This window comes from Nonomuraea sp. NPDC005730 (genome assembly GCF_040630865.1).
Lineage (GTDB): Bacteria > Actinomycetota > Actinomycetes > Streptosporangiales > Streptosporangiaceae > Nonomuraea.
Genome location: NZ_JBEXYK010000037.1, coordinates 85,666 through 99,185 on the forward strand (window position 1 = coordinate 85,666; position 13,520 = coordinate 99,185).

The window sequence follows — 13,520 nt, forward strand, 5'->3', positions numbered from 1 at the left end:
CGAACGCCGGGCTCAGGACCGCGAGAACTTCTTGAACAGGAAGAAGTAGAGCTTGATGTACTGCCCGACGAGGATGCCGTTGATGATGGTCCCCTCGCGGATGAACTGCGGGCCGCCCAGGAAGATCAGCCCGATCGCCGCGGAGACCACCAGCAACGTGCAGTCGAAGCCGGTCTTGAGGTTGCCCCATTTGAAGCCGGTCCGCCGGAAGACCGTGTTGACGAACATGTCGACCGGCATGAGCACCAGGTTGGCCCGGATCATCAGGAACAGGCCGAACGCCAACGTCGCGTCCGCGACCACCAGGAGGACGAACTTGGCGGCGTAGGCGTCCAGCGCGATCCAGTTCGTCAGCATCAGGTTCAGATCGAGGAACGTGGCCAGGACGAGGGCCGGGATCAACGCCAGGAAGTTCCTGAGCTTGAAGTCCTTCGGCAGGACGAGATAGGTCAGCAGCAACATCAGCAGCTCAAGGGCGAAGTTGAAGGTCCCCTGGCTGATCGAGGGAAAGACCAGGGTCATCGTCCGGGTGAGGCTGCTCTGCGGCGAGATGCCGATCCCCGCCCTGATGGCCAGGCTGACCCCCAGGGTCAGCAGGTAGATGCCGGCGCCGTAGGTGATCCAACGCCGCACCAGACTTCCGGTGTCGACGACTCCGGCCTCTTTTTCATGCTGTAGCACAGTTGCCTCCTTGGCTGTTGGCTGTTCCGGCCGGAGCCTGCCGGACGACGTGGTGTCCGTTCCTCAGAGCACGACTCAGACCATGAACCCGAAGCGGTCGAGTGAGATGAAGAGGGTCAGGAGCTTGTTGACGACCGGCTCGCCCTCGTTGTGGTTGCCCAGCTTCTCCAGGGCGGCGTCGATCGACCGGGTCGCGTCCACCAGCTCGGCCAGGCTCATGTCCGCCATCACGCCGTAGATGTCGAGGGGCAGCACGGCCTTCGCCTGCCCGTCCTCGGTCACGAGGCAGCCGCCGACGAAGGCGTCGAGCTGCCGGAGGTTGTCGCACATCTCGGCGCTGTCGCTGCCGACCACCACGAAGTAGGCGAAGGGCGCGGGCCAGAACGTCGACACGGCGCCCCGGTCGATCGAGACCCCCTTGAACAGCCCGTTGACGACGTGCCGGGCGCCGTCCGTGTAACGCTGGACGACGGAGATGCGGTTCAGCCTGACACCGTCCACCTCGGGCACGACGGCGCCGTCCGCGAACGGCACCCAGACCTCCTGGGCGAACTTGAGGTGGCCGCGTCCGTAGACGTCGAAGAGCAGGACCTTCGCCCGGCTCCCGTCGTCGGAGAGCTCGATCGGCGTGAGGTCGAGCTGTTCGGTAGCCAGGTCGGCGAGGCCGGGCCGGGGCTCCTGCACCATGACCGAATAGTCAAGATCGACTGGCTTGAGAAGCTTGCGGTCCCTGGCGACCAGCTCGCCGCCCTTGAACACGTACAGCGGGTTGATCTTCGACAGGCTGTCGGTCAGCACGATGTCGGCGAAGCGGCCCGGGGCGAGGGAGCCGAAGTCGTGGTCCATGCCGAAGGAGCGCGCGGCGTACAGCGTGCCCATCTTGATCGCCTGGATCGGGTTGAGGCCCATCTCGACGGCCAGGGAGATCACCCAGTCGATGTGCCCCTTGGTCAGCACGCGGTCGACCGAGATGTTGTCGGCGCACATCTGGAAGTTCTCGGCCGGCCAGCGGCGCTTGACGATGGCACGCAGCATGGTCCTGATCACCTCGGGGCTGCCGACGCCGAACTTGATCTGGGTCTGGAAGCCGTACCGGATGCTCTTCTCGATGTCGTCCTCGTTCCAGACATCGTGGTTGTTGTGCGCGCCGATCGCGGGCATGTAGTTCAGCAACATGTCGGGCAGCGCCGTCACGCCCCAGTGGCTGTTCACGAAGCCGCCGTTGGCGCGGCCCAGGGCGGACTTGCGGAAGTCGTCCTCGTTGCCCGTCATGTAGGAGAGGTGGGCCAGCTCGCCCAGCCCGATCACCGGGTCCATCTTCAGCATGGCGTCGGTGACCTCGACCGACGTCTTCTTGCCCGGCGCGAAGGCGTAGATCCGGTAGGGCAGCTTCTGGTAGTCCTTGAACAACGCCGCGGCGGCCTCGACGGCCTCCTCACCGGCCGCGCTGGCGAAGTCCAGGGTCTCGGCGAAGATGGTGGTCGTGCCGCTCGGCACGATCGCCTCCCCGAACGCCGCCGGATGGGCAAGCTGGGCGTCGAAATGCAGGTGCGCGTCGATCAGCCCCGGGATCGCGTAAAGGCCCTGGCCGTCGAACACCTCGCGGACCCGCACGATCGACTCGTCGGGGTTCAACGCGATGATCCGCTCGTTGTAGACGAGGATCGAACCCTGGAAGACGCTCTCGCTGTGCACATCCAGCACGCTGAGGTTCCGCAGCAGCAGGTCTGCCTCCCTCTCCCCGCTCAGGATGTCGAAGACCGCCCGCACGTGGTCGTAGTGGACCGAGACCCGGTCCGTCCCACCGGCCTGGCCCGTCTTCTCCTGTTGGAGCATGATTTCCTCGCTTCGTTGCTCGGCTGTTGGATTCCGCTCGCGGAACGAGACCCGCGGACGCGGCTCCGGGATGCCGGCGGCCGGTCGCGGAGTTTCATCAGAGGGCCGCCGGGGCCGTGTCGCTCGTACGCGCTGTGGCTATGAAATGGCACGGCACCGTTGCTGACAAGCAGCCGTTTTCGCACGGACTGTACTCTTTTTGCGCACGGTCCAGCCCAGGGAGGCCCCATGCTCCACTCACGCATGCTGCACTACATCGACGAGGTGGCGCGGTACGGCTCCATCCGGGCCGCCGGCGCGCGGCTGCACGTCGCCCCGTCGGCCATCAACCGGCAGATCCTGCTCCTAGAGGAAGAGCTCGGCGAGCCCCTGTTCGAACGCCTGCCGCGCGGCATGCGGCCCACACCGGCGGGCGAGGTCCTCCTCGCCCACGTACGCAGGACCCTGCTGGAATACCGCGAGGCCGTCACCGAGATACGCGACCTGCAGTCACTGCCGAGCGGCGAGGTGGTGATCGCCACGATGACCGGCCTGGCCAGCAGCATCGTCTCCACCGCCACCGTGAACTTCCACGCCCGCCACCCCGAGGTGCGCATCTCCATCCGCGCCCTGTCCACCCACGAGATCCTCCGCGCGGTGGCCGACAGCGAGGCCGACCTGGGCCTCGGATTCAACGTCCCCTCTTCGGCGCAGCTCGAACTGTGCTGGCAGATGGACACCCGGCTCGGCGCGGTCATCGCCCCCGCCCACCCGCTGGCCCGCCTGGAATCCATCCCCCTGGCCCAGTGCGCGGCCTACCCCCTCATCTTCGCCGACCGCTCGATGGTGATCCACGGCATCATCGCCGACACCTTCGCCGAGGCCGGCCTGAAGGTCGAGCCCGCCTTCCACACCAATTCGATCGAGACGATGAAACGCCTGGCCGCCGCGGGCGAGGCCATCGCCTTTCTCAGCAAATTCGACATGGCCGAGGACCAGCACAACGGAACTCTCGCCTTCCGGCCGGTGCGCGACCGCGCCTTCAGCAACAACATCCTCTCGCTCGTCCGCCGCGAGAAACACGGCCCCGGCCCCGCCGCCCTGCTGTTCGCCGAAGAAATCATCCAAACCCTGGAATCCGTGGCCCACCCACCCCTCTGACGAACGCGTCAGGGACATTCACCGCTGCGCGGAAGGACGGCGTCAGCGTGTGATCACGCCGGGGTGCGCGGCCTCGAAGGCGGCGAGTCCGTCGGCGGTGAGCCGGAGATGAAGGCCGCCGGCGACGTCCACCGTCAGGGGCTTGTCCGCGCCGTAGACCACCAGGGAGACGTCCAGCTCAAGGTAGGTGTTGTCGTGCTGCTCCTCCAGGAAGTTGCGTTCGACGATGTTGGCGTTCCGCGACGCGGCCTCGTCCGCCGTCTTCACGTTGCCGCCGACGCCGCCGAAGCCGAGGCTCCCGTCCTGCGACCCGGCGGACCCGCCCGCTCGGGCCGCCACGCCCCGGCCCTGCTCCTGGCCGTGCCCGGCCGTGCTCATGGTCTGGGCGTAGACACGCTGCTTGACCAGCGCGGTGGTGATCTCGCGGGCTCCGGTGACGTCGATGCCCACCCTGCCGATCCCTGGGATCTCGTAGTCGTGCGCGAGCAACTGCTCCAGGTGGGCGCGCATGGTCCGTTCCTTGGTGGCCTCGGCGAGTGACATGCCGGCCGGACGGGAGAGCTCGAACCCGTCGGGCCGGTCGGCTAGGGACGGGACCTCGCCTCGGAGTTTCGGCGGCACCGTGCTCATCGGCGCCCACTGCTCGAACAGCGTGGCGGCCGGGAACGCGACCTGGCTGACGTCCCCCTTGGGCACGCCGTCGCCCAGGGTGGCGGACATGGGGTTGGGCCCCGCCGCGTCCGCCCAGCGCGGATCCGCGGCGACGACCGGCGTACGCCCCGCGACCGGCGTGCCCTGCGGCACCTCCGTGGTGAGGTGTCCCGGTACCAGGAGGTCGACCCCGCCGTCCGCGACCGCCCTGGACGTCGAGGTGACCCCGGCGTGCCGGTCGAACAGCCTTCCCGCGCCGTCGTGCCCGGTCACCTCGCCCACCTTGAGCAGCACGTTGCGGGCCACGTTCCGCACGGGCTCCAGGAGCGGGCGGACCGGGACGTGTTCGAGCGTGATCTCGTACCTGACCGGATGCCTGAACTCCTGCGGGGCCTCGCGCGTCTGGTAGCGGTTGATCTCCTTCGCGATCGTCCCCTGCCCGTCCACGGTGTGGGAGTCGCGGTAGTTCGCGAACCCCGCCTCGCCGCCCCTGAGCTCGCCGTCCGAGGACTCCATGTAACGCGCGAGCGCCTCCGCGCCGCGGTCCGTCCCCGCCTCGCGCACGCTCAGGTCGCCGCTCAGGCGCTCGTTGCGCAGCATGAGGCTGGTGTCAGGACGCTCGCCGACGTGTACGCCTTCGCCGACCGCGGCCGTGACCCGGATGCCCACGCGTTCGGTGACCCGGTCGTGCTCGTCCGTGATGAACAACCAGGAGGACACGCCGTTCCCGCGAAGCTCGCCCAGTTTGGTGCCGAGCGCGCTCTGGCCGTAGTTGCCACGCAGGTGTTCGGCCACCGGGTGGTTCGTGAGCTCCTGGCCGGGGAGGAGGAGGCCGTCGCGGCGCAGCAGCTCCAGGAGCGCCGGTAGCACGGCCTCCGCGTCGAGGTGCTGGACGTGGGCGGTGTTCAACGCCGCCTCGGGCGCCGCATAGGCCCGCGTCGTGTCCCCGGCCGGCTTCGCCGGCTCCACGGCCTCCGGGCCGTCGAGCCCGTGCCGGCGGGCCACCTCGTCGGGAAGCACGAGGTCCATGATGTCCTCAACCCGGACGTACGTGGTCGGGCCCTGCTCGACCGTGCCTTCGCTGGTCCTGCTGGGGGTGACCTCCAGGACCAGGTCCGCGCGGTACCAGTGGGAGGTGCTGCCGTCGGAGTAGGTGACCCGGGAGACGTCGCTGCTGCCCAGGTAGGAGCTCTCCACGGCACTACGCTTGGCGGCGCCGTGCACCCCCGCTCGCGCCACGACCTTGCGCTCGGTCCCGCCGGCTTCCCCGGCTCCGTGCGCGGCCCCCGAGGCCTCGCCGTCGCTGAGGGTGACGCGCAGTCCGGTCCTGGCGTGCCCGCCGACCGTACGCCTGCCGCGTTCGCCGTCCAGCGCCCTGGAGTTGCTGCTGGAGTAGCTCTCGTGCTCCACCCCGGTCTCCGACTTGGCGTGCCGCACCCCGGCCACGTGGGCCTTCACGTGCACGTCGTGCCGCGATCCCGCACGGTCCGACACGGTGTAGTGCAGGCCGTCCGGATGCGACGTGATCATGGTCTCCAGGTTGATCACGTCGGTGGCGGTCTCGAACACCGGCGGCACGTCCAGCCGCTCCGCGGGCGCCGGCAGCCCCGCCCATCGGTGGTAGGCCCCCGCCAGCGTCGCGGGAAGGTCGGGCATGGCCCCCATCCGGACGATGGCCGACAACTCGTCGGCGCCGGGCCGCCACAGGTCGGCGGGCCGCTCGGCCGACGACTCGACCCGCCCCAGCTGCGCGACGTCCTGCGCGAGCACCGGCCGCTGCGGCAGGTGGACGTCCGGCACCAGGATCTCCGCCCGGCTGCCGCGCACCTCCCACGAGGTGTTCAGCCTCTCCGTGCCGTCCCGCGAGATCCTCATCCTGACGTCGAAGGACAGGTCCCGCGTGATGGTGAAGCCGCCGCTGGTCTCCGTGCGGTCGTACCTCGTGTGACCCGAGGAGAAGCCGGTGCTCTCCGACTTCGTGCCGCTCCCGGTGAGTGACAGGTTCAGCGGGTCGATCTTGAGCCGTTCGTGCACGTCGACGCGCGCGACCCCGCGCACCTCCGCACGGCCCGTGCGGGAGCTCTCCCGCTGGCTGGTGTCGGTGCGCGAGGTGATCCGGCGTTCGTTGACCGTCAGGTCGGACGCGCCGACCTCGTGCCGCCGGCCCAGCGTGCCCTCGGCCAGGATCTCGACGGTGTAGCCGCCGATCGTCCTGTCGTACCTGATGCCGTGGAGGGCGTGCGTCAGGTCGGCTTCCAGCGCCACGACGCCGAAGCGGCTGTCGACGTCCCGCATGATCTGCCGTCCGATCTCCGGCGGGAGGTCGGGCAGCGCCCGGTCGACGGCCTGGTGGATCTCCGTGCTGAGCAGCGTCTCCCCATGGACCCGGACGCCGCTGCCGAGCCCCGTGCCCCGGCCGGCCGCGAGCGTCTCCGGCTCCAGGACGTGCGGGTCGTAGCCGCGGTTCGGGTGCTCGCCCCTGGCCGGGTACTCGCCGACCGGTTCGCTCCGTGCGAACTCCGCCCGCACCTCGTCCATCTCCCGGTGGAGATCGGCGAGCTTGCGCTGGATGTCGTTGAACTCGCCCAGCGGGCGCAGATCGTGCCCGAAGACGTCCTGCTCCATCCGGGACGCGTCGCGGGTCGGGACGATCAGCTCGGCGTTCACCTCCACCTCGAAGGCGCCGAGCCTCTCGGTCTCGACCTGCAGCCGCATCCGGGCGTCGTACATGGTGACGTCGCCGAGCCTGGTCAGGACGGTGTGGTTGCCGTGCGCCCGATTGGTGGAGGTCACGTGGTCCGTGCCGTAACCGACCCCGCCGACGGCCCGCGCGACGACCTCGGCGCGGTCACCCAGCGGCAACCCGATCTTGCCGCCCGCGTGCACGCCGACGCTCGCGCCCTGCCGGTGCGACGTGCCCTCGCTCTCGCGCCGCCCCAGGTCGTCCCGGAACATCGTCTCGACCGGCGATCGCCCGCTTCCGTCGATCGGCTCGACCCGCGTGACCTCGCTGGTGATCCGGACGGAGTCCTCCTCCGACCGCAGCAGGGAGGTCTTGTACCGGATCGCCTCCGACGAGACCCCGCTCGACGACATCGACTGGCTGCGGTTCTTCATCCCCTGCTCGCTGAGCAGGCTGGAGGTGAGATGGTCGGTGATCCTGACCACCTCGCCCGCCGGCAGCCCCGCCGCTAGCCCCCTGCGCTGCATCTCCAGCACGAGAGGCGTGACGTCCAGTCCGGTGATGGCGATCCCGTGGTCACGGAACTTGTGCCCCGCTCCCTCCGGCACCTCGTGGCGGGGCAGCGGCGACGGATGGTCGGTGCTCAGCAGCGGCCCTTCCCGGGTGAACTGCTTGGGGAAGGGGATGGTCAGCGAGAGATCGGGCACCGCCGCCGTTTCGGTGACCTTCTCGCCGTCGCGGTAGATGTCGAGGGCGATGTCCGTGGCGAAGTAGTCATGGGCGGGGGAGATGGCCTTGTGCCCGCTGATGACCTCGACGCCGTTCGTGTGGGTCGTCCGTGCCGTGCTGCTGACGCCCGAACGGGGCAGGGCGTTCGCCTCGGCCTCGTCCGGCGAGTGGTAGAGGCCCTTCATCAGCCCCGCGGTCCGGTCCAGCGAGGAGCCCCGCGAGGACTTGCCCTCCACGCCGTCCCCGCCGAAGGCGACCGGCTTCTCCGGGGCCAGGCTCGGCTGCTCCACGTGCGTGAACTCGCTCGGCCGTAGCTTGAGGTAGATCACCTTGTCCCCGACGCCCAGCGCCACGCCCCTTTGGAGGTGGTTGGTCCAGACATCGCGGTCGCTGCTGGCCAGCGCCTCCGACAGCCAGAGGCGGATCACCGCTCGTTCCCGCGGGACGATCCCCGTGATCCCGGCGGTCATGGCGTGCGCCGTCGCCCTCGGGTCCACCGGCACCCTGACGTCGTGCACGGCCGTTTCGCCCAGGGCTCCCATCTCGACGACGCGAGGCGGATGGATCTCCGGCTTCGGCAGCCCCGGGTCGGCCGACGCCAGCTGGGACGTCAGACCTTGGAGCACGTCGGACGGCAGGTCGGGGCTGTGCCAGGCGGGCGACTCGATGGTCCGCTGGTTGTGGTTCACCGCCGCCAGGACCGAGTCGGCACCGTCCTTGGGCCCGTGCCCCGGCCCGCCGTCCGGACCGGCCGGCGGACGTCCGGACGAAGAGGACGAGTGAGGCGCGGACGGGCCGTCGGCGCCGTGCGGCAGGGGCGAGGCCAGGTGTTGCCCGTCCGCGCCGAGCGCGCTGGAGGTGATGCCCTTGGCCAGCAGGTCCCAGCTGAAGTTGCCATGGGCCAGCAGGCTGCCGGCCGTCGTGATGCCGCCGGTCAAGGCGAACTGCCCGGCCTGGCCGTACAACGAGGAGTGGGCCGCGGCCAGCAGCTTCTCGGCCGTGGACATCTCGGCCCTGGTCAGCCCGGCCCGCAGCGTGGGCGTCGCCAGGCGGCTCAGCCCGCCCGAGACCAGCCCCATGAGCCCGCCCATGGCGCCGCCGCTCACCGCCGAGATCGCGAGCTGCCAGGCATCGACGTCGTCCCTGCGGCCCTGCACCATCTGGGTGCCCTGGATGCCCAGGTCCATGCCGGCCACGATCCCGGCGAACAGCAGCATGTTGCGCCGGCACTGCCGGGCGATCTGATCGACCGCCAGCCGGGCGAGCTGCAGCCGCGGTGGCACCAGCGCCAGACTCGCCCCGCCGGTGGCCAGGGCCGCGGCCAGCAGATATCCCAGTTGCACGATCAGCAGCCAGACGGTGACCTCGATCATGTACTTGGCGTACTGGATCTGCACGCCCACGCCGTTGAGCGCCACCGCGGCGTCCACGAGCCGCTTGACCGCGAGGGCGACCTGACCGCCCGCCACCTTGCCGACGTGGGCGGCGAAGGCGAGATGGGCCTCCCCGTCCCAGTCCTTGCCGATCCTGCGCGCGCTGCCCGGCAGATCGGCGCCGGTGCCCTCGACGAGCCGGTGCGCGGCGATCACGCAGGCGTCGGCCAGCCGGAAGCAGCCGGTCTCGTCCCCCTCCGGCCAGTCCATGCCGACCACCCAGCCGACGTACGGCTTGGCGAACTCGGGCACCAGGAACCCGTCGAACCCCATGGACGATCAGTTCCGCGTGACGGGGGGAGGGGGCTCGGCCGCCTTGTAGTTACGGGCGCTCGTGTTCAGCCCCAGGGCGACGTCCTCGAGCTCGTCGATGAACTTCGTCAGGACGTCGAAGATGCCACGTTCCATCTCGGGCAGCTTCTTGGCCAGCTCCGCGCCGTACTCGTCGTCGCCGAGCGTGTTCCTGTCCCGGTTGAAGGCCGCGCGGAGGTCGTCGCGCACCTGCTCCACGTTCCCCGCGAACAGCTCGTACGCCCTGGCCTCCCGGTACAGCGCCTCCCGCTGCACGTAGTAGCCGCTCACTGAGCCGGCTCCACGGGGCCGGGGAAGAACGCGTCGAGCGTGACCCGCTCCCCGAAGACGTCCTCGTACGGCAGGCCGTCCGGCATGAGGGGGTCCAGCAGCTGCCTGCTCTGCTCGGAGACGGCGGCGGTGGCCGCGTTGGCCTGCCGCATGATGGCGTCGGCCAGTTGGGTGGGGGACAGGTTGCGATAGGCCCGGGGGTTCAGCTCGACGCCGCGCAACTGACCGTGGCGGCCGACGGTCACGGTCACCATTCCGTCCGCCGACCGTGCCGTGTGCTCCAGGGCGGAGAGCTCTCCGAATGCTTCGCGGACGCGGGCCACCTGCTGGTTGATCTCGCCCGCGAGGGCGCTGACCTCCGCCTCGAACGCGTCCGTCACAGAAGCACCTTTCACCCGCCTATTACCACCCGGCATCATACGACACCCTTTTTTACAGGATTCAGGGTGTCCGTATCGTTTACCTTCTGTTAACAAGAGTGTCACGAGTTGTCTGACCAGCGTCCGGCGCGTCGAACAAAGGTGGCCATTCATGCCTGCAGCTCGGATGCTTTAGCGCCGCCCGGACAGAGGAGTGCGGATCGCTTGCGCCGTCCCACAGCCGGCAGTACGGCACCGGAGATCATCGGGGCATCCGGCGGCCGCCACAGACGCAGGACCCGCACCGCGCGTACGCCGCGACCGACCAGCCGACGGACGCGATCCCGTCCCCGTGGGAACCACTGTTGTGGTGACTTGGTGGCCCGGGGGCCCACCGCTGGGCCCCGGCATGGCCGGGGCCGGAATGAGCCGGTCAGTCGCGCTGACGCAGTTCTTCGTTGATCCGCAGGGCCTCGGCGAGCTGGTCTTCCAGGATGATGATGCGACACGCCGCCTCCAGCTGGGTGCCCGCGTCGACGAGTTCGCGGGCGCGGGCGGCCAGGCGTAGCTGGTAGCGGGAGAAGCGGCGGTGGCCGCCTTCGGAACGCAGCGGCTCGATCAGTTTCGCGGTGCCGAGGCTGCGCAGGAACGCCGGGGTGACGCCGAGGATCTCCGCGGCCCGCCCCATGCTGTAGGCGGGGTAGTCGTCGTCGTCGAGCCGTTGCTCAGGGCTCTGGCCGGATGCGGCGGGTGCGGCGGTGGGGGGTGGTGAGACGTGATGCGGCTGGTGTCGGATGACGGTACCGGCGGCCTGAGCCTGGTCTGTTTGATCCATGCAACCTTCCTGAATGCGAACAGGGGCCCCGGCGCCATGATGCGCCGGGGCCCGAATGAGGTTTAACACCATCGATCGGCCTGCTGGCCGATTCACATGTTCCGCATTTGCTGGCCCAATGGGGCGAGATGCGGGGATCGCATAAGCGTGACCGTAGACCACCGTCCTGTTCGTGGAACTGCGGTACCCGTGCGGCGATACGCCGGCGACGGGCGATCCTGATGGCGTTCAACACTCCTTTCCGGTTTATCCGTACGCCGGCACCTCGATCTCTGTGCCGACTTCATGCAATGACAGCGCGTCCACCGCCACGGCCCCGTGTTCGATCATTCTGGCCGCGGCAGTCCGACCTTCTGTCCTTTCTTTCCTTGTTCTGTACTGCTGTGTTCTGTACTGCTGTCCACGTCGTCCGGGCGGCCCCGTCGTGGTGCTCGTCCTGCGCCGCCCTCGTGGATCCGGTCCTTGCGATGTCAGAAACTCTAGCTGCTCTCGACTGGAATGTCTACTGTGATGACTACAGATTTTCTCCTGTGCCACTGCCGTGGACGACTTCGACGCGGCGGCCGCCGGTTTTGGACTGGCACTCCATCTCGCTGCCCGCCGGTCGGGAAGGCGGTGCTTGCGGGTGGATGCCGGAGGTGTCCGGGGCCGGGGCGGCCCGGTCCGGGCCGCCTCTACGGCGTCGGCGCCCGGGGCAGGTGGGCGGGGCCGTGGGTGACATCAGCCGCCTTGCCCCGCCGGCGCAGACAGGCGGTAGGAACGCCGGATCCCCCTGCCCGGGCCGTGGAAACCGGCAGGAGCGGATCGACCGGAAGGTGTCATCGTCGGCGTTCGAACGGGCCAATGCCCACCTGCGGCGGGCCCGGACGCCGATGGCGTCAGGATCGGCGAGCCGCCTCCTGGAAGCTGGGAGGCGCCGGCGTCAGCCTCGTCCGTCGCCGTGGTCCTGATGGGCGTGACGATCACGAGTGGCGCCGGAGACGCGCTGTCCCCTCCTCGCCAAGCCGGTGTCGGTACGCGCCTCGTTCTCGGGGCCGGCGTATTGACGTCATTCGGCCCAGGGATCGTTGCGGACGATGGCCGGCACGCCGGTCACAGCACCGGGAAGCGGTGCTCCAGGCCGGTGATGCGCAGCAGCCGGGTCAGGCGCGGTGGAACGCCGGTCAGGGCCAGCGTGATGCCGCGCGCGTTCGCGCGGCCCTGCACACCGATGATCACGCCCAGTCCGCCGGCACCGCAGAAGGTGACCCGGGACAGGTCCAGGATGAGCAGGTCGGCGCTGTTGTCGAGGGTGCTGATCAATTGCCGGCGCAGCCGAGCTGTGGTGAAGATGTCGATGTCCCCCGACAGGTGCACGACGGTCGGCGCCGAGGCGCTCGCCCCGGCGAGCGGGGCGGTGTCGATGAAGCTCATGGAAGTCTCCTCACGGGAGATGTTGAAATTTCGTGGGATGCCTGACGACCGAAGATCGATCTGCCGCCAGCACGGGCGATACATGCGCTGTTCGATCTGGCCGGGCAGGCGGCACGCGGGCAACTCAGGAGTCGTGGGCCGTCGGCGAAGGGCTACGCCTGTTACCTGGCGGCCCGGAACGGCCGGCCATCGCACGTGGAGCGGGATCGGCCTGTTCGCGCACGAAGGGGAGGATCGCGCCGATGCTGAAACCGGACCGTGTCCTGGGCGCTGTTCTGAACCCTGTGCGGGGCGTTGCCCGGGGGGGCGTTGTCCGGGGCGGTGAGCTTGAGCGTGGCCTCGGAGGCGGCGGCGAGGCTGTCCGGCAGGACGATCGGTTCGCCGGTGGCGAAGGTGCCAGCGATCACGTGCGGGTCGGCGTGGCGGAAACCATCCGATGGCCGCCGATTCGCCCCCGGGCGGAGACTGGGCTGTAGCGCGGAATCGCCCCGAGGGATCGCGGGCGAGGCGGAGTTGAGCGATATGGGTTGAGAAAAAAGTGTCGACATCATGGTCGCCGGGCCTGTCCGGGCCCCTTCGAGGGGCCGGTGGTGGTTCGCCGGGGGCGACGCAGACCTGAGTGCCAACGCTCGAAAAGTCCTCGGTCTCTTTACTCTACCTCAAGAATTCTGGATGGCGTGGTTCCGGAAACAGGGTGGGCCTGTGATCTCCGGAGACGCGTCTCATGGATGCCGCAATCGTGTGGCCGCCGGAAACTCGACCACCGGCCGTGATCTCCGGAAGTGATGCCGCGATCACCACGGTTCGGATCTGATTCGCTGCTCCGTAGACCGGAGGCCGCCGCAAGATCGGCCTGGTCCGGATTTTCGGCCGTCCGACCTGCCGTAGCATCGCTGCGCCGGACACGTTCCGAAGAGTTGGGGCGAGCATGAATTCGGCGGAATTCATGTCGGACCCTACCGTGCGAAATGCAATGCATTATTCCGTCCGGGAATGCCGTCTTGGCAAAAAAGTCCAGGTATGCCACCCGTGCTGTGCCGAATGAGTGTCGACGAGCAGTCCGGGGGGCATCCCTTGACGTTCCTAGTGGCCCGTCTCTGAACGTTGACCCGGTAATTGATCTCGGCTGGTGAACCCGGAAAGCTGGCTGCCTCTGGAACCTGGGAGGTAGCCGTGGC

Annotated in this window: 8 protein-coding genes; 1 reads left to right on the forward strand and 7 read right to left on the reverse strand. The window is 69.0% G+C overall.

Translation table 11 applies throughout. From position 1 onward, the window contains the following. Positions 1 to 12: 12 nt before the first annotated feature. Positions 13 to 681: a DUF6198 family protein gene (locus ABZ444_RS32675; RefSeq protein WP_358005268.1), complete on the reverse strand. Its 669-nt coding sequence runs from the start codon at positions 679 to 681 to the stop codon at positions 13 to 15. Between the two features lie 75 nt (positions 682 to 756). Continuing rightward, positions 757 to 2,517 (reverse strand): adenine deaminase C-terminal domain-containing protein, encoded by a 1,761-nt coding sequence (locus tag ABZ444_RS32680; protein WP_358005271.1) that lies wholly within the window; start codon positions 2,515 to 2,517, stop codon positions 757 to 759. 228 nt (positions 2,518 to 2,745) lie between these two features. Here ABZ444_RS32680 and ABZ444_RS32685 point away from each other — a divergent pair, with 228 nt between their 5' ends. After that, entirely contained in the window at positions 2,746 to 3,657 is a 912-nt protein-coding gene (locus ABZ444_RS32685; RefSeq protein WP_358005274.1) for a LysR substrate-binding domain-containing protein, read from the forward strand. A 42-nt stretch (positions 3,658 to 3,699) separates the two neighbouring features. On the opposite strand, the gene ABZ444_RS32690 is transcribed toward ABZ444_RS32685, so the two are convergent. From ABZ444_RS32690 to ABZ444_RS32710, 5 genes are all read right to left on the reverse strand, one after another. Beyond that, complete coding sequence (locus tag ABZ444_RS32690) at positions 3,700 to 9,426, reverse strand: hypothetical protein (RefSeq protein WP_358005277.1); 5,727 nt, start codon at positions 9,424 to 9,426, stop codon at positions 3,700 to 3,702. A 6-nt stretch (positions 9,427 to 9,432) separates the two neighbouring features. Continuing rightward, positions 9,433 to 9,735 (reverse strand): hypothetical protein, encoded by a 303-nt coding sequence (locus ABZ444_RS32695; protein WP_358005280.1) that lies wholly within the window; start codon positions 9,733 to 9,735, stop codon positions 9,433 to 9,435. Continuing rightward, a complete protein-coding gene (locus tag ABZ444_RS32700) occupies positions 9,732 to 10,115 on the reverse strand; it encodes a YbaB/EbfC family nucleoid-associated protein (RefSeq protein WP_358005283.1) in 384 nt (127 codons plus the stop codon). The genes ABZ444_RS32695 and ABZ444_RS32700 overlap by 4 nt, the downstream gene beginning before the upstream one ends. 412 nt (positions 10,116 to 10,527) lie before the next feature. Continuing rightward, positions 10,528 to 10,782, reverse strand: coding sequence for a MerR family transcriptional regulator (locus tag ABZ444_RS32705; RefSeq protein WP_358005295.1), 255 nt, complete (start codon positions 10,780 to 10,782; stop codon positions 10,528 to 10,530). A 1,239-nt stretch (positions 10,783 to 12,021) separates the two neighbouring features. After that, positions 12,022 to 12,342 (reverse strand): STAS domain-containing protein, encoded by a 321-nt coding sequence (locus ABZ444_RS32710; protein ID WP_358005286.1) that lies wholly within the window; start codon positions 12,340 to 12,342, stop codon positions 12,022 to 12,024. Positions 12,343 to 13,520: the final 1,178 nt, after the last annotated feature.

Bases quoted from the DNA above. Each gene is read 5' to 3' on its own strand.
- ABZ444_RS32690 (WP_358005277.1), bottom strand. From the start codon at position 9,426: ATGGGGTTCGACGGGTTCCTGGTGCCCGAGTTCGCCAAGCCGTACGTC.
- ABZ444_RS32680 (WP_358005271.1), bottom strand. From the start codon at position 2,517: ATGCTCCAACAGGAGAAGACGGGCCAGGCCGGTGGGACGGACCGGGTC.
- ABZ444_RS32705 (WP_358005295.1), bottom strand. From the start codon at position 10,782: ATGGGGCGGGCCGCGGAGATCCTCGGCGTCACCCCGGCGTTCCTGCGC.
- ABZ444_RS32710 (WP_358005286.1), bottom strand. From the start codon at position 12,342: ATGAGCTTCATCGACACCGCCCCGCTCGCCGGGGCGAGCGCCTCGGCG.
- ABZ444_RS32685 (WP_358005274.1), top strand. From the start codon at position 2,746: ATGCTCCACTCACGCATGCTGCACTACATCGACGAGGTGGCGCGGTAC.